The sequence below is a fragment of the Burkholderia sp. AU39826 genome, from assembly GCF_020419965.1.
Classification (GTDB): Bacteria; Pseudomonadota; Gammaproteobacteria; order Burkholderiales; family Burkholderiaceae; genus Burkholderia; species Burkholderia semiarida.
The window spans coordinates 22363-40189 of sequence record NZ_JAIZQG010000018.1 but is presented as its reverse complement, the minus strand read 5'-3'; the positions used below and the strand labels follow the sequence as shown (position 1 = coordinate 40189).

Annotated in this window: 20 protein-coding genes; 10 read left to right on the top strand and 10 right to left on the bottom strand. The window is 64.5% G+C overall.

Features of this window, described 5'->3' with window-relative positions; translation table 11 throughout:
- Positions 1-69 precede the first annotated feature (69 nt).
- Genes aroE through LGM42_RS25015 form a run of 5 tightly spaced genes read right to left on the bottom strand, consistent with a single transcriptional unit; the run spans position 70 to position 3923 of the window.
- Complete coding sequence (aroE, locus tag LGM42_RS25035) at positions 70-903, bottom strand: shikimate dehydrogenase (RefSeq protein ID WP_104012674.1); 834 nt, start codon at positions 901-903, stop codon at positions 70-72.
- Positions 900-2123: a CaiB/BaiF CoA transferase family protein gene (locus LGM42_RS25030; RefSeq protein ID WP_226233530.1), complete on the bottom strand. Its 1224-nt coding sequence runs from the start codon at positions 2121-2123 to the stop codon at positions 900-902. Before LGM42_RS25030 ends, aroE begins: the two co-directional genes overlap by 4 nt.
- Positions 2123-2581, bottom strand: a complete 459-nt coding sequence (locus tag LGM42_RS25025) for a MaoC family dehydratase (RefSeq protein WP_059577540.1) — start codon at positions 2579-2581, stop codon at positions 2123-2125. Before LGM42_RS25025 ends, LGM42_RS25030 begins: the two co-directional genes overlap by 1 nt.
- Positions 2582-2583: 2 nt before the next feature.
- A complete protein-coding gene (locus LGM42_RS25020) occupies positions 2584-2976 on the bottom strand; it encodes a VOC family protein (RefSeq protein ID WP_226233529.1) in 393 nt (130 codons plus the stop codon).
- Complete coding sequence (locus LGM42_RS25015; RefSeq protein ID WP_060313853.1) at positions 2973-3923, bottom strand: ketopantoate reductase family protein; 951 nt, start codon at positions 3921-3923, stop codon at positions 2973-2975. The genes LGM42_RS25020 and LGM42_RS25015 overlap by 4 nt, the downstream gene beginning before the upstream one ends.
- A 99-nt stretch (positions 3924-4022) precedes the next feature.
- Here LGM42_RS25015 and LGM42_RS25010 point away from each other — a divergent pair, with 99 nt between their 5' ends.
- Positions 4023-4925 carry a LysR family transcriptional regulator gene (locus LGM42_RS25010; RefSeq protein ID WP_059637757.1) on the top strand — a complete coding sequence of 301 codons (903 nt, stop codon included), beginning with the start codon at positions 4023-4025 and terminating at the stop codon, positions 4923-4925.
- Between the two features lie 119 nt (positions 4926-5044).
- Here the strand turns inward: LGM42_RS25010 and LGM42_RS33390 are convergent, their stop codons facing one another.
- From LGM42_RS33390 to LGM42_RS25000, 3 genes are all read right to left on the bottom strand, one after another.
- Positions 5045-5143, bottom strand: a complete 99-nt coding sequence (locus LGM42_RS33390; protein WP_413227429.1) for a hypothetical protein — start codon at positions 5141-5143, stop codon at positions 5045-5047.
- Positions 5144-5175: 32 nt separating this feature from the next.
- Positions 5176-5565 (bottom strand): DUF2867 domain-containing protein, encoded by a 390-nt coding sequence (locus tag LGM42_RS25005; protein WP_413227428.1) that lies wholly within the window; start codon positions 5563-5565, stop codon positions 5176-5178.
- Positions 5566-5713: 148 nt separating this feature from the next.
- Positions 5714-6343: a TetR/AcrR family transcriptional regulator gene (locus tag LGM42_RS25000; RefSeq protein WP_060313847.1), complete on the bottom strand. Its 630-nt coding sequence runs from the start codon at positions 6341-6343 to the stop codon at positions 5714-5716.
- Positions 6344-6550: 207 nt separating this feature from the next.
- On the opposite strand from LGM42_RS25000, the gene LGM42_RS24995 reads away from it, so the two are divergent.
- From LGM42_RS24995 to LGM42_RS24985, 3 genes are all read left to right on the top strand, one after another.
- Positions 6551-7654 carry an alpha/beta fold hydrolase gene (locus LGM42_RS24995; protein WP_059578012.1) on the top strand — a complete coding sequence of 368 codons (1104 nt, stop codon included), beginning with the start codon at positions 6551-6553 and terminating at the stop codon, positions 7652-7654.
- A gap of 452 nt (positions 7655-8106) precedes the next feature.
- Positions 8107-8310 carry a cold-shock protein gene (locus LGM42_RS24990; RefSeq protein WP_006485974.1) on the top strand — a complete coding sequence of 68 codons (204 nt, stop codon included), beginning with the start codon at positions 8107-8109 and terminating at the stop codon, positions 8308-8310.
- 278 nt (positions 8311-8588) lie between these two features.
- Positions 8589-8813, top strand: coding sequence for a hypothetical protein (locus tag LGM42_RS24985; RefSeq protein WP_059577552.1), 225 nt, complete (start codon positions 8589-8591; stop codon positions 8811-8813).
- A gap of 183 nt (positions 8814-8996) precedes the next feature.
- Here LGM42_RS24985 and LGM42_RS24980 read toward each other — a convergent pair whose 3' ends face one another.
- Positions 8997-9917, bottom strand: coding sequence for a LysR family transcriptional regulator (locus LGM42_RS24980; RefSeq protein WP_226233527.1), 921 nt, complete (start codon positions 9915-9917; stop codon positions 8997-8999).
- A 96-nt stretch (positions 9918-10013) separates the two neighbouring features.
- Here LGM42_RS24980 and LGM42_RS24975 point away from each other — a divergent pair, with 96 nt between their 5' ends.
- Together LGM42_RS24975 and LGM42_RS24970 are read left to right on the top strand one after the other, a co-directional pair.
- Positions 10014-10628: an NIPSNAP family protein gene (locus tag LGM42_RS24975; protein ID WP_060313842.1), complete on the top strand. Its 615-nt coding sequence runs from the start codon at positions 10014-10016 to the stop codon at positions 10626-10628.
- Between the two features lie 215 nt (positions 10629-10843).
- On the top strand, positions 10844-12310 hold the full coding sequence (locus tag LGM42_RS24970; protein ID WP_226233525.1) for an MFS transporter: 1467 nt from the start codon (positions 10844-10846) through the stop codon (positions 12308-12310).
- A gap of 8 nt (positions 12311-12318) precedes the next feature.
- Here LGM42_RS24970 and LGM42_RS24965 read toward each other — a convergent pair whose 3' ends face one another.
- Positions 12319-13212, bottom strand: coding sequence for a LysR substrate-binding domain-containing protein (locus LGM42_RS24965; protein ID WP_060010575.1), 894 nt, complete (start codon positions 13210-13212; stop codon positions 12319-12321).
- A gap of 95 nt (positions 13213-13307) precedes the next feature.
- On the opposite strand from LGM42_RS24965, the gene LGM42_RS24960 reads away from it, so the two are divergent.
- The 4 genes from LGM42_RS24960 to LGM42_RS24945 all read left to right on the top strand — a co-directional run bounded on the left by LGM42_RS24960 (position 13308) and on the right by LGM42_RS24945 (position 17668).
- Positions 13308-14504 (top strand): MFS transporter, encoded by a 1197-nt coding sequence (locus LGM42_RS24960; RefSeq protein ID WP_319001463.1) that lies wholly within the window; start codon positions 13308-13310, stop codon positions 14502-14504.
- Positions 14505-14541: 37 nt separating this feature from the next.
- The gene (locus LGM42_RS24955; RefSeq protein ID WP_226233521.1) at positions 14542-15363 is read left to right on the top strand and encodes a hypothetical protein; all 822 of its coding nucleotides are present in this window, start codon (positions 14542-14544) and stop codon (positions 15361-15363) included.
- A gap of 126 nt (positions 15364-15489) precedes the next feature.
- A complete protein-coding gene (locus tag LGM42_RS24950; RefSeq protein WP_059577574.1) occupies positions 15490-16719 on the top strand; it encodes a pyridoxal phosphate-dependent aminotransferase in 1230 nt (409 codons plus the stop codon).
- A gap of 118 nt (positions 16720-16837) precedes the next feature.
- Positions 16838-17668 (top strand): hypothetical protein, encoded by an 831-nt coding sequence (locus tag LGM42_RS24945; protein ID WP_059577576.1) that lies wholly within the window; start codon positions 16838-16840, stop codon positions 17666-17668.
- Positions 17669-17827: the final 159 nt, after the last annotated feature.

Here is a 17827-nt window from a genome sequence, read left to right as displayed (position 1 = left end):
ATGCCGACCCTGTCGAGATCGATGCCGCGGAGCGATGGGGATCGCCCGCACGCCGATCCCGTCGCCTGTTCAATCAAACGGCACGGCCAGCCGATCGATCACCGCGCTGGTCTCGGGGCGCACGCCGCGCCACCAGGCGAACGCTTCGGCCGCCTGCTCGACCAGCATGCCGACGCCGTCCGCGATCCCGTGCACGCCGGCGTTTTTCGCGAGCCGGAGAAACGGCGTGAGACGCTTGCCATAGGCGAGCTCGTAGGCGGTTCCCTTCGGGCTGAACACGCTCGGCGGGACGGGCGGCAGGTCGCCGGTCAAACTGGCCGACGTCGCATTGACGACCAGGTCGAAACGTCCCATCCGCGCGAGGTCCGCGTAGCTGCCTGCAACCAGCGGGCCGCGCCCGGCGACCTGCGCGGCCAGTGCGCGCGCCTTGTCGACGTCGCGATTCGCGATCACGAGTTCCGCCGGGCCGGCTTCGAGGAACGGCAACAGCGCGCCGCGCGCCGCGCCGCCCGCACCGAGCACCAGCACGCGCTTGCCGGCCATCGGCAGATTGAGGTTCGCTTCGATATCGCGAACCAGCCCGATTCCGTCGAAGTTGTCCGCCAGGATGCGGCCGCCGTCGAACTTGAGCGCATTGGCCGCGCCCGCGAGCCGCGCACGCTCGCTGCGTTCGTCCGACATCGCGAACGCGTCGAGCTTGAACGGCGCGGTGACGTTGATACCTTTGCCGCCGCCGTCGAAAAACGCGCGAACCGCGGCAGCAAAGGCGCCTGCCGGCTCGACGGGCCCTTCGATCGCCGTATAGCGGAGGTCCTGCCGCGTCGCTTGCGCGAAGAGGCCGTGAATCAGCGGAGATTTCGTGTGTCCGATCGGATTGCCGATCACCGCGTATTGGTCGGTCATGATTGGCTCGCTTTCGAATAGAGGACGCCGTCGGCCTGCATCGCGTCGATTTCGGCCGCATCGAACCCGAGGGAACGCGCGACTTCCGCGTTGTGCTGCCCGAGATCGGGCGCGACGTCGCGAATCGTCGTATCGCAATCGGAGAACCGGAACGGCAAGTTGGGCAGGCGCAGCGTCCCGTAGCGCGGATGCTGTTGCTCGACGACCATGCCTCGGGCCTGGATCTGCGGATCGTTCAACACCTCGTCGATGCGCTGCACCTTCGCGCAGGGCACGTCGATGCCGTCCAGCAGATCCAGTACCGACGCGACGGAACGCGCGGCCACCCACGGCTCGACCACCGACAGGATTTCCGCGCGGTGCGCGTTGCGTCCGGTGCTGTCGTGAAACCGCGTGTCGGCGCCGAAGCCCGCCGGGCCGCCGTGCGCCGCGATCAGTTCGGCGAAGCGCTTCCATGCGTCGTCGACCTGCGCGGCGATCACGAGATCGCCGTCCGCGGCACGGAACACGCCATAGAGGGTCGAGGTGGGCATGTCGTGTCCGGTCTGCTCGGGCAGCGCGCCCTTGAGCGTGTAGCACTGCACCGCATACTCGTGCATCGACACCAGCGTGTCGTACAGCGCCATGTCGACGTGTTGCCCGCGGCCGCTCTTCACGCGGCCCAGCAGCGCGGCGTTGATCGCCGCGACCGCATGAATGCCGGTGTACATGTCGCCGAGCGAAATGCGCAGCAGCGGCGGGCGCTCGCCCGGCGTGCCGACCATCTGCATGATCCCGCTCTTCGCTTCGGCGATCAGCCCGAAGCCCGCGCGATGCGCATCGGGGCCGGTGTGACCGTACGCCGAAATCGAGCAGTAGACGAGGCCCGGATTGCGCGCCGACAGTTCGGCATAGCCGAGCCCGAGCTTGTCCAGCGCACCCGGCCGATAGTTCTCGATGAAGACGTCCGCGGAGTCGCACAGCCGCTGCATGAACGCCTTGCCGCGCGCGTCCTTCATGTTCACGCTCACGCCGCGCTTGCCCATGTTGAGCTGCAGGAAGTAGCCGCTTTGCTGGTCGTCGAGCACGGTTGCGTGCTGACGCCCGGCGTCGCCGGTGCCGGGACGCTCGACCTTGATGACTTCGGCGCCGAGCGCCGCGAGACAGCGCCCGACATACGGGCCGGCGAGGAAATGGCTGTAGTCGACGACGCGAATGCCTTCGAGGGGACGGGCCTGCATCACGGTGCCTCCGGACGGCGCGGCACCATCAGACGATGTTCGCCGCGTTGAACGACCTGCCCGTCCTGGTTGATCAGCTCCGACGGCAGCACGACGATGCCCCAGTCCGGGCGGCTCTTGCTGGCCCGCATCGAGCCGACGCGGAACGTCACGTGCAGCACGTCGCCGACCTTGATCGGCAGCAGGAAATCCCAGGTCCAGCCGAGCGACATGCCCGGCAGGAAGCGATAGTCGCTCTGCGTTTTCAGGCCGTCGGCGATGGATAGCCCGAACAGCCCGTGCGCGACGAGGCAGCCGAAATGGCTGGCGTTCGCGTATGCCTCGTCCACGTGAACGGGCGTATGGTCGCCGGTGAGGTCGGCATACGCGAGAATGCGCTCCTTGGTCACCCGGTAGGTCGGGCTCGTGCACGTGTCGCCCTCGCGCGCGTCGTCCCAGTATTTTTCGACGATCGTCATGGTCATGCCTCCGCGCGCGGGTTGATCGCCAGCGCCTGCGCGATGCAGGAAGCCGGCCGGGCCTGAATCAGCTCGACGGCGAGCCCGTCGGGCAGGCGAATCCAGTTGCGCCCCTGCGGCATCTCGGTCACGTCGAACCGCCGCGCCGCGGCCAGCGCGGCCTCCAGGTCCTCGCACATCACGCCGAGATGGGCGAGCCGGCCTTCCGGGCCGTCATGTTCCGGCGCGTGGATGAACTGCAGGCCGCCGAGCGTCCAGTACTGCCGCGGTGCGTCGAGCGTGCCGTCCACTTCGCGCAGCGTCATGCCGAGGACTTCCTCGAAGAAACGGATGTGCCAGCGGATGTCCTTCACCCAGATCGCGACGTGTTCGAGATAGGCTTTCGTGGCGCTCATGCGGCAGGCTCCTCGCGCTGGCGATCGGCCATCGCGCGCTCCAGCCCCTTGATGCAGGCGACGAGCGTGGCATTGACCGGCGTCGGCACGCCGTGGCGCTGCCCGGCACGCACGACCGAACCGTTGATGAAGTCGATCTCGGTGATCGAGCCTTTCTCCAGGCTCTGCAGCATCGAGGTCTTGAAGGCAGCCGGCAGCCCCTCGGCGGCGAGCGTCCACGCCTGTTCGGGATCGGTCATCGACAGCTTGACGCCAGCCGCTTGCGCCGCCGCGATCGCCTCGGCGACCGCGGCGAGCGACGTCGCCTTCAGCAGCGGCTCGTCGTAGAGCTGCCCGTAGGTGAGGCCGGTCAGCCCCGTCAGCGCGCCGGTCGCGACATTCACCAGCAGCTTGTCCCACATCGTGCCGACGATGTTGTCGCTGATCGTCGTCGCGAGGCCGGCCGTATTGAACGCGTCCGCGATCGCCTGCACGCGCGGCGTGATGCGTCCGTCGAGTTCACCGATGTAGGTGTGCTTGCCGATCACGCCGGATTCGATATGGCCCGGCCCGCGCAGCACGCCGCCGACGTAGGTCTTGCCCGCGAGGACGCGTTCGCGGCCGACGGCGTCGCTCAGGATGTCCTCGTGCCCGAGGCCGTTCTGCAGCGACAGCACGACGGTATCGGGCCCCACCAGCGACAGGGCGCCGCGGATGGCGGCATCGGTGTGAAACGACTTGACCAGGACCACCACCAGGTCGGCCACACCGACTTCGGCGGCCTGCGTCGTCGCATGGACGCGTACCAGGCGCGTGCCGCGGGCGTCGTCGACCCGCAGGCCGTCGCGACGCATCGCGTCGACGTGCGCGGGCGAGCGGTCGATCAACCAGGTCTCGTGACCGCCCTCAGTGAGGGTGGCGCCGATCGCACAGCCCAGCGCGCCAGCACCCAGAATTGCAATTTTCAATGGTGTCTCCTTGACGTATGGCCTCACGATAGGAGCCGCCGCTCATGTCGGCAATGCAATGGATACAATGGCGTCATTGCCACGGACAATAATGCGACGATGCCCGCCGATCTGCCGGACCTGAAGCTGCTTCAGCTATTCGATCTCCTGTACGACGTGCGCAGCGTCACGCGCGTCGCCGAGCAGCTCGGCCAGAGCCAGCCGACCGTCAGCATCTGGCTCGGGCACTTGCGCGAACACCTGCACGATCCGCTCTTCATCCGCACGCCCGGCGGCATGGCGCCGACACCGCAAGCCGACGCGCTGATCGGGCCATGCCGGGAAATCCTCGAATCGCTGCGGCGCTTCACGGCGTGGGAGATCGCATTCGATCCGGCGACCGCGCAGCGACGCTTTCGCATCTGCATGACCGACGCGAGCCACGTGACGCTGCTGCCGCGGCTGCTGGCCCATGTCCGCGCGCAGGCGCCGGGCGTCCGGCTGGAAGCCGCACGGATCGACGGCAATACGGAGCGGGCGCTCGAATCCGGCGAAGCCGATCTCGCGATCGGCTACGTGCCGTGGCTTGGCGGCGGTATTTATCAGCAGAAGCTGTATGACCAGGACTGGATTTGTCTGGTGAACCGGCATCACCCGCGGATTCGCGGCCGGCTTGGGGTAAAGCAATATCGTTCGGAGGGGCATGTCGCCATTACGGCGGGAACGGGGGCACAACTTCTCGAACAGGCGCTGCGGCAGGCGCGTATCGAGCGGGACGTGGTGCTGGAATTGCCGGGCTTTCTGGGGTTGGGGGCGATCGTGCAGACGACCGACCTGATCACGACGCTACCGCGTCATATCGGCGAGACGCTGGCACAGGCCAACGATCTGGCGGTTCATGCGTGCCCGATTCCCGTCGAAGGCTTCGCGGTACGGCAGCATTGGCATGCGCGCTATCACCACGAGGCCGGCAACCGGTGGCTGCGCGGCGTCGTGATTCGACTGTTCGGTGCTTCGCATTGATCTGCGGCTTCGGCGTCGCGAGGAAGGCCGGTCGTTCAGACCACCGGCAAATGAAAACGCCGTCGCGATCGTCGATGTCGCCGTGACGGCGCCTGCGGCGGCGCCGGGCTTTCCGGCGGCTACCGGCGCGGCCATCCGAGCGCCTGCGCCTGGTCGAGCGAGGATCGCACGACGAGGCGATGGAAAGGCGCGATGACGCCGAGATAAACCCGGCCCAACGGACGATTGTAGAAAACGAGGGTGGTGAGCGTCAGTCGCCGGGCAGGCCATCGGATGCGGGCTGCACGAGCACCGACACACGGAAATCGAGATGCGTGTCGTCCTCGCCCAGAATGATTTCGTCGTCGTGTCGTTCGAACACGCGAAAAATGCTGATTCGGTCGTCGTTCGCGGCTTTCAAATCGGCCGTTCCTTTCAGGCCGAACGGCCACACGACCAGGTCCCGGATGCGCAGCAGCAGCGCGATCCACTTGGGTTGCCCGGTAAAGATGTGTCGGGCGAGAGACGCCGCGTCGTTGCAGGCGGTAGCCGGCAAGGCCACCGAAAATGCGTCGGCGAAATCCGCCGAGCCGTATGAGCGGCTCAGCCTCGAGTGCGCCGGGAGGCCGACCTGTTCGGTTTTCTTCGAATGCGTCTGCATGCCAGTTTCCCCACCGTTCAAGTTGCCCGGTTACCGCTGCGCCATTCGAGCGAACGCAGTCGACAGCATTCGCGGCATCTCGGCAACGGGCGATGCCCCGTGATCGGCGGAAGTCACGGACGACTCGTCACGGGAACATCGGGCCGGATCACGCATCGGCAGCGCCCCACCTTTGGCCGCTGACCTCCGCCAGCGCGTCGAATACGGCCGGCGAGCGCTCCAGGCGGGCGATCGTACGGGCACCTTCGAGCGCGGCGACCAGCGCGGCGGCGGCTGACGATGCGCGTGCGGAAGCGAAACCGCACCCGCGGAAATGCGCCGCAATGACCTCGGTCGAATCGGCAAACCCACGCGCGACCCGCTGGGTGAGTTCGGCGTCGAGCGCGGGCAGTTCGTTCGCCAGGTTTTGCATCAGGCACCCGTACTGGAAATCGGTGGCGACCATTTCGGCGGCAAATGTGCTGAGGATCCGGCGAACAAAATTCAGCGCATGACCGGTCGTCTCAGCCGAGATGTTCCGCAAGACGGCAATTCGATTCGTGACGTAATGATCGATGGCTTCCTCCGCGAGCTGCGCCTTGCCGCGTGGGAAGTGGAAGTAGAACGATCCTTTGGGGGCGCCGCTTTCTTCGAGGATCTGGGTCAGTCCGGTCGCGGTGTAGCCCTGGATGCGAAACAGCCGTTCCGCCGTGGCAATCGCGCGAGCGCGAGCGTCAGTCTTGCGTGTCATGCGGCAAACGTACCACGTTTCGCTTGACCGGGCTATGGCGATCGCCATACTATGGTGATCACCATATTCCGGAGCGCCACGATGCCCGTCGATAACAGCAAGCCATCGGCGCCGCGACGAGCCGTCCTCGCGATGGGCGCGGCCGGCCTGGTTGCCGCGTGGCTTCGGCCTGCCCGCGCAAACCCGACAGGAGAAGGCGATTTGGCCATGTCGACCTACGTCGCAGGAACGCTTCCCAACGGGGTGCGCTCGCGCATGATTCACGGGGTGAACGGCCTCGATGTCCATATTCTCGAAGCCGGTCATGAAAGCGCCGGCCGGCCGCTCGCGCTGCTTCTGCACGGTTTTCCGGATCTGGCCTACGGCTGGCGGCATCTGATGCCCATCCTGGCCGACGCGGGATACCACGTCGTCGCACCCGACCAGCGGGGGTATGGACGCACCACCGGCTGGGCGAACGACTATGACGCCCCGCTCGGGCCCTTCGGCTTCCTGAACATGGCGCGCGACGCCCTCGGACTGGTTTCGGCGTTGGGGTATCGGCATACGTCGATGCTGGCAGGACACGACCTCGGCTCGCCCGTGGCCGCGTATTGTGCGCTGGCGCGGCCTGACGTCTTTCCGTCGGTGGTGCTGATGAGCGCACCGTTCCCCGGCCCGCCCGCGCTTCCGTTCGACACGGCGCGAAACGAGACATCGTCGGCTCGCCCGAACAGTGAAAGCGGGAAGCTGGCGGCGGCGCTTGCCGCGCTCGATCCGCCGAGAGCGTATTACCAGCAATACCTGAGCACACGGAACGCCAACCGGGACATGTGGCATCCACCCCAAGGTTTGTCCGCGTTTCTTCGTGCATTTTTCCATGTGAAGAGCGCCGACTGGCCGGGGAACAAGCCGCATCCGCTCAAGGCGCTCACCGCCGCGGAGCTTGCGCAAATGCCCACGTATTACGTGATGGATCTCGGCAAGACGATGCCGGAAACCGTCGCGCCATTCCAGCCGTCCGCCGCGGAAGCCCTTGCCTGCAAATGGCTGACCGACGCGGAGCTGGGCGTGTACACGGCGGAGTACGGCCGCACCGGGTTTCAGGGTGCGCTTCAGGCTTATCGTGTGCTGTCGGATCCCGACCTGAACGCGGAGTTGCGCCTGTTTTCGGGCAGAACGATCGACGTTCCGTCGCTCTTCATTGGCGGCAAGCGCGATTGGGGCACCTATTCGGCGCCGGGCGCGCTCGATCTGATGCGAACGAAGGCGGCGACGAGCATGCGCGGCATCGAACTGATCGACGGCGCAGGTCACTGGATCCAGCAGGAGCAACCGGAGAAACTCGGCGAACGCCTGCTCGCGTTCGCGAAGGAGTGAAGCAGGCGGGCGGTGCTGGTTCAGGGCTGACGGCAGCTTCCGGCTGCCTTCGATTGGGGCGTCGCGCTCCGATGAGTCGAGCCGCATGCGCGCGACGATCGAAACACGCTCTGGACCGAGAACGTTCCTCGTCCAATCTCACGGACTGCTTCGGATCTCGTCGTGGCGACTCGGGGTCGGAGCGCTTCTCTTTCGACGCTGGCCCATGCGCGAGGCGACGTAGTGCATCTCCCAGTCTCGTCCTCCAAGCGGCTATCCGGTACACAGTTACAAGATAACGATTGACGTGGCGGTTGCTGGCCGTTAGTGTATGCACCGAAGTCCAAGAAGTCCGATTGCTGTTCATCAATTGCTCGCTCCTCCCCGGCGGTATTCGTTGTCCTCTCCCTCCTTGACGCTTCAAGCGCTCTTCAACAGAGCAAATTTTCGTATTTTTTTCTCAAGGAATCTTCATGGATACCGGTATCGTCAAGTGGTTCAACGACAGCAAAGGCTTTGGCTTCATTACTCCGGACAACGGCGGTGACGACCTGTTCGCTCACTTCTCCGAAATCCGCGCCGACGGCTTCAAGACGCTGGCTGAAAACCAAAAAGTGAGCTTCGAAACGAAGCAGGGCCCGAAGGGTCTGCAAGCGGCCAACATCAAGCCGCTGTAAAGTTTGAAGGGCCCGGCCTTCCGCGACGGACGCCGGGTCGCAGCGACATCCCCACGGAGCTTCGTCTCCTCAAGTTGGCGCGATTGCCTGCAGCTGCATCGATTGGGTTAGCAGCTTGCCAAGCGCCACACGTCTCGTTGCACTTCATTCCCCTCCGGCCGCAACGCCTTATTTCCGCTTTCCGACTGCGTCAGATTCGGTCCGCAATGGCTTTTGAATCGGCGTACCCGTGTGCCGGTCGCACGGCCCGCACGCACTCGAACATCATTAAAATTAAAATGCACGACAAACGAATTCAACAATACAACGGCTATGCCGTCCAACCCTCGACGCATCGCTTGCCCGACGGGAGCTTTTCATCCAACCTGCTGCTCGAACGCGTCGATAGCATGCACGACGAAGGCCGCTACCAGTTCTATTCGCTCGATTACTTCGCGAGCGAGGCACAGGCGCTCGCGCATTCGGCACGGTGGGCACGCCACTGGGTCGATACGCGCGGCTGAGGGCAACGCCCGGCAGACGCGAGCGGCGGCGCGATCTGATTCGAGCACCATCGCCTCGGCGCTGTTCCCTCGCGGGCCGGTGTGGATCAACGCTCGCGGTGGGCGAGAACGGAAACGCACTTCGGATCGAAATCGCGAGGTGCCGATGCAATACGGCGCTTTTTGCGATTGGCCGCGGCCGGATCAGATTCCGTGGACCGTTTCGGCGCCGAACCGGTCCACCACGAATTCAGTAAAGCTACGAAGCTTCGGTGATTGCTGCCTCTCTTGCAGATAAAGCAGATTCATCGACCTTTCGGGGGCGGCGAAGTCCGGCATGATCTCGATGAGGCGCTCGTCGCGAATGTCCTCGCGTATCAACATGGAAGGAAGCATCGCGATACCCAGCCCTCTCAATGCCGCCCGGCGCAACGCTTCCGCATTGTCGATTTTCAGTCTGCCGTCCACGGCGACGCTCATCGGCCCATCCGGACCTTCCAGCATCCATTGAGTTTGTGCCGCGTGCCACGCCGATCGGGGCGGATACGCGTACGTCAGGCAGTGATGTTCGCCAAGCGCGTTCGGCGTGGTGGGCGCGCCATGTGCGTGAACGTAAGCGGGCGACGCGCACAGCACCAGCCGATAGGACGCCAACGGACGCGCCACGACATCGGGGTTGGCGATCGCGCCGATGCGAATGGCTGCCTCGAAACCTTCGTCGAACAGATCGGCGAGCGAGTCGGTGGCGACGATATCGAGCTTGATCTCCGGGTAGCGCTGGTAATAGTCCGCGAGCGCGGGAATCAGGCACTCGTTCGCAAACACGACGGGCGCGGTCACGCGCAAACGCCCGCGTGGCTGCTGGAGATGATCGAGCGCGAGCCGTTCCGTGTCGTCGACCAGACCGAGGATTTCGACGCATCGCTCGTAGTAAGCGTGGCCGAACGCGCTGACTTTCTGCTTGCGGGTCGTGCGGTGAACGAGGACCGCGCCGAGCCGGGTTTCCAAGGCCTGTAGGTAATTGCCGACCATGGTCGGCGACAGACCGGACGCTTGCGCGGCCGCTGTCAGGCTACCCGTTTCCACGATGCGGACGAATACGGCCATCGCCTTGAGGAGATCCATTGCGCAATGGTACTGGATTCTGTTTCAAGGTGATGCGCGTTTATCGGCCATCGCTTTGGAAATACATTGCGACATGCAAGCGAAAGGAGGGCAGAAATGCTGTACGAACTCACGACGTTGTCGTGTCCGCTGCTGGACCAGGATACGGTGTCCCGCCGTGCGCATCGGTGGGTATCGAATGCCGACGCGCAAGGAAGGCTGCTCGGCGCATGGCGCACGGAAATTGGCGAGCTATCGCGGATCGTCGTGCTGCGCGGCTTCGGGACGAGGGATGAATTGCAGCATGAACGCGATCGGGCATTGCATGCCGAGCGACCTTTCGGGATTGAAAGCGCATCCGTTCGATTGGACATGGAAAGCTATGCGCTGTTTCCTTTTCTACCTGACATCGAACCGGGCGCATTGGGCGGCTTCTACGAGATTCGCCGCTACTGGCTGAAAGCCGGCGGAATTGCGCCGACCCTTTCCGCGTGGGAACGTGCGGTGGGCCCGGCCAAAGCCTATACGTCGCATCTCGTTTGCAACATGTATGCGCTCGATGGGCCGCCGCGCATCACGCACATCTGGGGATTCCCGAGTCTGGAAGCACGCATGGCGTTGCGAAAGCAACACTATGCAGCGGGCCTGTGGCCGCCGGCAGGGGGGCCGGAGCAGATCGAAAGGGCGACGTCGACGATCGGCCTGCCGGAGGCGTGGTCGCCGTTGCGTTGAAGGCGCCGTGGGTGCCAGATGCGGTAAGCAATGCCAAGCGATATCCGCGGAGACGGCATCGAGAAGCCATGTTGCGACGCGCCGGACGAAACGCCGCAACGGGAACCGCTTCGATTCGTCCTTTCATACCTCTTCCTTCATCACGCCCATCATCGCGGTGAGGCTTATGCGTTGCGCTCGCAAACGTGCGTTGCACCGCCCGCGCCGGATGTCGCGTGTTTTCAGTGCGCCAAATCGGTCATCGGCCCATTCAGCATTTACCCATCGAGAAATCGCTCGACCATGACCACGACCATGCGTTCGGCGAAAATTTCGGGGGGATGCCAGAATGTGGTCCTGGTCTATCATTCACGATTTGCCACGCGCGGTCGGTCACAGTGCGCGATCAGCGAGTACTTCGATATCAGGTCGCTGTTCAAGCCGTTGACCAGGAGTGGCGGCGAACCGCAACCGACAGTCGGCACACCATCACCGAAATGAGCGATTTGAAACACGCAGTCTCTCTCGAGACCCCGAATGGCCCCGATTCCTCCCGTCGCCGCTCGCTGATCGCCGCTTGCGGCGCACACGCCGTGCACGACGGGTTGACCGACGTCATTTACGTGCTGCTGCCGATCTGGCAGGCGCAGTTCGCGATCAATTACGCGCAGATCGGCTTGTTGCGCGGGCTCTATTCCGGCGTGATGGCGGGTTTTCAGTTGCTCGCCAGCCGGGCAGCGCGGCGCTGGGGCCGGGAGCGCTTGCTGGTGGCCGGGACGGCCCTCGCGGGCATGGCCTACCTGATCGCGGGGCAGGCCGGCGGGCTGACGGTACTGCTGATCGCGCTGGTAGCGGGCGGACTGGGCGCCAGCACGCAGCATCCGCTCGCATCGTCGATGGTCACCGATTCCTACGAGGCGGGCGGAGGCGTGAAGGAGGCGCTGGCTCAATACAACTTCTCCGGCGACATCGGCAAGACGCTGATACCCGGCCTGATCGGCCTGCTGTTGACGGTCGTGACGTGGCGAACCGGCGCCACGCTGATCGGCGTGCTGGGCGTGGTTTCAGCGGGCCTGCTGTGGTGGCTGATTCCGTCGAGCGACTCGTCGCGGGCGGCGCGCGACAAGACGCCGAAAACGCCCGCGGGCAGCGGTTCGGCCGGCGGCTTGCACGCGCTGCTCGCGACCGGCACCCTCGACAGTGCCGTGCGGATGGGCTTTCTGACGTTCCTGCCGTTCCTCCTCAAAAGCAAAGGGGCCGGCACTGCCGGTATCGGTCTCGCGCTGACGTTGCTGTTCGTGGGCGGCGCGTTCGGCAAGCTGTTCTGCGGCTATCTGGGCGCGCGCATCGGGATGATGAAGACGGTGTGGCTCACGGAGTCCGCCACGTCGCTGTTGATCGTGCTCGCCGTGTTCTCGCCGCTCTTCGCGATGATGGCGATGCTCCCGCTGCTTGGATTGGCGCTGAACGGAACATCGTCCGTGCTCTACGGTGTCGTGCCGGAGCTGGCCGGCGTCGGCAAGCGCGAGCAGGCGTTCGCGTTGTTCTATACGGGCACGATCGGCGGCGGCGCGCTGTCGCCGGTTCTGTTCGGCCGTCTGGGCGACGTCGCGGGCGTCCCGACCGCGCTGCTGGCGCTGGCCTCGGTCCTGCTGCTGACACTGCCGTTATCGTGGTACGTGCAGAAGGGCCTGGAAGCATAGCGCCTGTCCTAGCCGGCTGCGACCGACCTCGCGAACTCGATGAACTGCTCGACGCAGGTTGACGAAAACGGTTCGGACCACGTGACGACCAATTCGAGAACATGCGGCGTCGCCAGCGGCACGTAAGCGACACCCGAGCGTTGCAACGTCGACGTGAAGCTGGGCACGATGGCGACGCCGCGTTCCGCTGCCACCAGCGACACCAGCGTCGTGATCTGCGACGCGGTAGGCCCGATCCGCGGCGCAACGCCCTCGCGGGCGCACAGATCGTCGAGCGCCGCATTCAGCGCGGAACCGTAGCCCGCGGGGAACGTGACGAAGTTCTCGTTGACGAGTTCACGGAACTCGATCGTCGCCTTGCCCGCGTATCGACTCTGGGCCGGAACCGCGGCGACGAGCGGCTCGCTCGACACGACGAGGGACCCGATGCGCGCTTCCGACGTCTTTGCCGCGGCCCAACCGAATCCGACGTCCAGCGTGCCGGCGGCGATCTGCTGGCGTTGACTCGCGGTCGATACTTCCCGAAACGCCAACTCGACTTCCGGCATGCTGCGGCTCGCATGGCGGATGATGTCCGAAAACGCGTCGGACATCGGAATGGAGCTCGCATAGCCGATCACGACGCGACCGACCATGCCTTGCGCCATCTTGCGCGCCGTTGCCTCCGCCTCGTCGACGGCATGAATGACGCTCCTCGCGTGTTCGAGAAACAGCGCGCCTGCCGGCGTGAGCTGGACCGCGCGCGTCGATCGTTCGAACAGCCGGATACCGAGGTCGGTTTCCAGCGCGGCGATATGGCGCGTCAAAGGCGGCTGGGCAATACGCAAACGCAACGCCGCGCGTCCGAAGTGCAATTCGTCGGCGACGGTCACGAAATAGCGGAGGCGGCGTAGGTCGAGCATTTTTGTCGTTTCGGTATCAATGGCCACGAAAACAGTATTGGCGCGCGTGTCGCCCACTCGTCAGACTGTCACACAAACCAGACAGGGCGTCACCAGTGGGCAACAGAACCATTCGATCCGCATTTTTCCTGTGCGGGTTTGCGGCTTTTCTCAATCTTTATTCGACTCAGGGCATCCTGCACGAACTTGCCGCGGCATTTGACGTGAGCCCGGAACAAGCCGGCCAGGGCGTCAGCGCCACCACCTTGGCGGTCGCCATTATCGCTCCGTTCGTCGGCGCGCTGGCCGCCCGCTTCGATCGCCGAACGGTCATTTCGTGCGCCGCCGTCGCGTGTGCGCTTCCCGTTCTCTGGTCTGCGCACGCGGCGAGCTTTTCATCGTTCCTCGCCGCCCGCTTTGCCGCGGGCGTGCTGATGCCGTTCATCTTCGCGATCTCGATCGCGTGCATCGGCGAGGTCTTCAGCCACGACGCGGCGACGGAGGTCAGTGCGCTCTTCGTCGCCGGCACGACACTCGGCGGATTCGCCGGGCGTTTCGTGACGAATAGCCTGACGTCCGCGTTCGGCTGGCGCCACGCGCTCGACGTCATCGCGTTCCTGTGTCTGGCAACGGGCCTCGCGATCCATGCGTGCCTGCCGGCGGCCGGCGCCGCGCGTCCGGGCGACGAAGGTGCGTCGGCATCTCGCTGGACGCTCTTGACGCGCGGCCCGCTGCTCGCGTCGTTCCTGGTCGGCGCATGCGTGCTCGCGTCGCAGGTCGCGACGTTCACCTTCGTCGGACTGCGGCTGGCCCGTGCGCCATTTGGCTTCGATACGGTCGAGATCGGCGCGATCTATGCGGTGTTCCTCGTCGCGGTCGTCGTCACGCCGCTCGCGGGCCGCGTCGCGGCGCAACGCGGCCCGCGCGATCTCGCCCTTGCGGCGACCGGGCTCGCGATCGTCGGTGCATTGCTGACGCTGTCGAGCAGCGTCATCGCGATCCTGGCCGGCCTCGCGCTCAGTTCCACCGCGGTGTTCGTCGAGCAGGCGTCGGCCAACGCGTTCATCTCGCGGGTGGCGCGGGGTGCAAGATCGACGGCGATCGGCATTTACCTTTCCTTCTATTACTTCGGCGGGAGTCTCGGCTCGGTCCTGCCCGTTCCCGCGTGGAATCGCTGGGGCTGGGTGGGCTGCGTCGCATTCGTCGTCGGTGCACAGGCGCTCGCAGGCGCGCTCGTGTTTTTCTTCTGGCGCGGGATGCCTCCCGCCAGCGCAGGCAGACCGCGCTCACCCGAAGTGCGGCTGACCCGGTAGTTCGCTTCAAATCACATCTAGAACCGGAGAGAAAAGGATGGAAACGTTTCAATCGCAAGCGGGGTTGCTCGATATTGTCACGCCTGTGCTTCACGGGATGAAAGGCGGACTCCTGAAGGATGCGCTCGTTGCGGCCTTCTCGGCCGAGGAGGAGGCGCTTCGGGACATCGAAGGTGCATTCCGCCGGTTGACGGAGCGTGGCTATTCGGCGCCGGCTCTTCGCACCTTCTTCGCCAGTTGGTCGAAGACCAACAATTCCGCGGCGAGCGTCTCCGGCCTTGCAAACCGGATCACGCTGCTGGCGCGCTCCGACGCCGGTTCGGCGGCGTCGAACCAGCTTCATGACGTATGCGCGAGCCTGCAGCGCATCACCGACGAGGATCTCGGCGCGCTGGGCGGCGTGCTCCATGCCGATCTCTTCTATACGATGGCGACGGCTGCGTGCGGTGACGACACGTGGCTGCTGAAGTCCGCTTGCCTTCCGTCCGCGCAGGCATTCAAGGACTGGACGGATCGTCAGCGGCTGAAGGAACGGGATATCCTCCTCGGCCTGCTTACCACGCTGGTTCACGAGGTTTACACGCACGGTGAAGTCGAGTTCATCCACGACCTTTACAAATCCTGGTTCCACACGCACGTCGGCATTCCGGCCGATCGCGTGCGCCACATCGTCGCGTGGGTCACCGTGCATACCGGCGGGACCGAGAGCAATCACTTCGGGCACGCCGTACAGGCGGTCAACGCGTTCGCCGACGCAATGCAGGTAACGATCGACGCATCGGCCGCGACGACGCTGTTCCAGGACTACCTGCGTCGCAAGGCGACCGTCATGCGCGAGTGCGCGCAAGCGCTCGTCTGACGCAGTGCGGGGTCGGCCCAGGTGCCGACCTGCCGGGTTCAGTTCGCACAACTGATTACTGAGGCGAAGCCCACGACCGGCTCGCCTTGCCGTGGCTCCATTTCATTGGTTTTCGCCTACGACGACATGAATACACGCGACATCCCGCAAATCGAGTTGCCGTTGTCGGACCGTGCGCGCAGCGTTACCGCACCGGGCACGTCGAGCATGCGCAGCAAAGCAAACGCATTGAAGGACCGTGGCGTCAAGGTCATCAATTTCGCTGCCGGAGAACTTTCTTTCGATGCATGCCCGCCCATGAAGGCGGGCGCGATCGATGCGGTGGAAAGCAGGCGCAATCGTTATACGCCGCCGATCGGATTGCCCCAACTCCGAGAAAAGCTCGCGGAAAGCGTGAGCCGGCGATGCGGGGCGATGTTCACGGCAGACGAGATCGCCGTCACGGCGGGCGCGAAGCAGGCGCTCTTCAATGCGTCGATGGTCCTGCTGAACCCCGGTGACGAAGTGATCGTTCCGACTCCCTATTGGGAGACCTTTCCGACCCAGATCCGGCTCGCCGGTGCGACGGCCGTCTGCGTCGACACGCAGGCCGATCAGTACCGACTGACCTGGCGTTCGGTCGAGGGCGCGCTGACGGACAGAACCCGAATGATCGTGATCAACACGCCCAACAACCCGACGGGAACGGTCTATCAGCGCGAGCAGTTGCTTGGAATCGCAAAGCTCGCGTTCGACCGCCAAATCTGGGTGGTGTTCGACGAGTGCTATCGGCATCTCGTCAGGCATCCGCACGAGCATCACAACATCCTGTCGCTTTTCGAGCCGCTCAGGCGACAGACGGTCCTCGTCGACTCGTTTTCGAAAAGCCAGGCCGTGACTGGCTGGCGCGTCGGCTACGCGTGTGCGCCGGCGCACGTGATAGCCGCGATGCACAATCTGCAGGGGCATACGACGTCGAATCCCAGTAGCCTGTCGCAGTACGCGGCGCTGAGCACGATCACGTCCGGTTCCGACGCATTCATCGCGGAGATCAACCGGTTCCTCGAGCAGCAACTGACCACGGCACGCACGTTTCTGGACCGGATCGCGGGCGTCGCCTATGCCCCGCCGGAAGGCGCGTTCTACCTGTTCGTCGATGTCTCGGAAAAGTTGGGTCGCCATTACCGCGGGCAGCGGATCCGCGACGTCGACCATCTCGCCGAACTGCTATTGACGGAAGCGCACGTCGCTGTCGTTCCGGGTGCCGGCTGCGGCGATTCAAACTGCATCCGGATCTCCTATGCAATCGAACATGAAGAATTGATCGAGGGCCTGCTTCGCCTCGGCCGGTTCGTGGCGGAGATCGACGTCGATTGAACCCGACGGTTGGCGCCGCCACACGGCCCGATCGGCTTGTCGAGTAGCGCCGACATTGGGGGCGCCGATCGTGCAAGCCTCATCACGATCGACACATTCATCAATCGAGGAGGAAGACATGGAGCATTCGACGCACGCTTTCATCGATTACGTCAACGACGCACTGATCGACGTGGAGGACAGGCGGCTCGTCGACGCGCTGCTGACCGGCTTCGAAAATAATCGCGACAGGTTGCGCGAATACCGGAAGACCTATGAAGGCATCACGTCGGGAAAATGGACCACCGACTCGCTTTGTACCTTTTTTTGCGGATGGCGCAGCCCGGATGGCGCCGCCCATGCCGTATCGAGCATCATCGTGCGTCTCCTGCAGGAATCCGAGTCGCTCGATGGCGAACGGAACAAGGTGAAGATGCTGACAGCCGCGCGACACTGCGGCGAGATCATCGTCGAGGATATCGGCCTCGGCGAGCTGCACGGACATCCACACCATTCGAAGCTGTATCACCGGATGGCAACCGCCATCTGCGGTTCGGACAACTGGCGCCTGCAGGACCGGTTTCTCGATCCCGTCACGAAGGAATTCTCTGCATGGGTCGGACAGAAGCGCCCGCTCGCACCGGACCTGATCGAGGCCATCGAGATGATGGCGATGACCGAGCTGTTCAATACGGGCGAATACAACCTGATGACGCCGATGTGGAAGAAATGGATACGCGAGTCCTTCTCGGTCACGGCGACCGAGGTCAACCGGATCGCATCGTTTCTGAGCGTGCATTGCGGAAGCGTCGAAGCGCGGCATTTCAGGCACGCGGCCGACGCGCTGACGCTTTATGCGGAAGCGTCGAACCAGGAGATCAACTATCGCCGTATCGGCATGCTGTCCGACGAGTACGTGATCCGGGCATGCGAGCACCTTGGAAAGATGGCATCGGTGCTCCGCGCGTAACGGGCCAGGGAAACGAGCCGGCGGGCCGCATCCCGGCGCGATAGGCGAGGCCGGAGCGGGAAGCCGCCAGTGCCTGCCGGCGAATGCATTCGAATCCTGCTTCGCCAAATGAATGAGTCCAACGCTCGCCGCGGCGAGCGACTGAATCGAGGTCAACAA

Coding starts and splice junctions, on each gene's coding strand:
- aroE (WP_104012674.1), bottom strand. CDS start 903: ATGACCGACCAATACGCGGTGATCGGCAATCCGATCGGACACACGAAA.
- LGM42_RS25030 (WP_226233530.1), bottom strand. CDS start 2,123: ATGCAGGCCCGTCCCCTCGAAGGCATTCGCGTCGTCGACTACAGCCAT.
- LGM42_RS25025 (WP_059577540.1), bottom strand. CDS start 2,581: ATGACGATCGTCGAAAAATACTGGGACGACGCGCGCGAGGGCGACACG.
- LGM42_RS25020 (WP_226233529.1), bottom strand. CDS start 2,976: ATGAGCGCCACGAAAGCCTATCTCGAACACGTCGCGATCTGGGTGAAG.
- LGM42_RS25010 (WP_059637757.1), top strand. CDS start 4,023: ATGCCCGCCGATCTGCCGGACCTGAAGCTGCTTCAGCTATTCGATCTC.
- LGM42_RS25005 (WP_413227428.1), bottom strand. CDS start 5,565: ATGCAGACGCATTCGAAGAAAACCGAACAGGTCGGCCTCCCGGCGCAC.
- LGM42_RS25000 (WP_060313847.1), bottom strand. CDS start 6,343: ATGGCGATCGCCATAGCCCGGTCAAGCGAAACGTGGTACGTTTGCCGC.
- LGM42_RS24995 (WP_059578012.1), top strand. CDS start 6,551: ATGATTCACGGGGTGAACGGCCTCGATGTCCATATTCTCGAAGCCGGT.
- LGM42_RS24990 (WP_006485974.1), top strand. CDS start 8,107: ATGGATACCGGTATCGTCAAGTGGTTCAACGACAGCAAAGGCTTTGGC.
- LGM42_RS24985 (WP_059577552.1), top strand. CDS start 8,589: ATGCACGACAAACGAATTCAACAATACAACGGCTATGCCGTCCAACCC.
- LGM42_RS24980 (WP_226233527.1), bottom strand. CDS start 9,917: ATGGATCTCCTCAAGGCGATGGCCGTATTCGTCCGCATCGTGGAAACG.
- LGM42_RS24975 (WP_060313842.1), top strand. CDS start 10,014: ATGCTGTACGAACTCACGACGTTGTCGTGTCCGCTGCTGGACCAGGAT.
- LGM42_RS24965 (WP_060010575.1), bottom strand. CDS start 13,212: ATGCTCGACCTACGCCGCCTCCGCTATTTCGTGACCGTCGCCGACGAA.
- LGM42_RS24955 (WP_226233521.1), top strand. CDS start 14,542: ATGGAAACGTTTCAATCGCAAGCGGGGTTGCTCGATATTGTCACGCCT.
- LGM42_RS24950 (WP_059577574.1), top strand. CDS start 15,490: ATGAATACACGCGACATCCCGCAAATCGAGTTGCCGTTGTCGGACCGT.
- LGM42_RS24945 (WP_059577576.1), top strand. CDS start 16,838: ATGGAGCATTCGACGCACGCTTTCATCGATTACGTCAACGACGCACTG.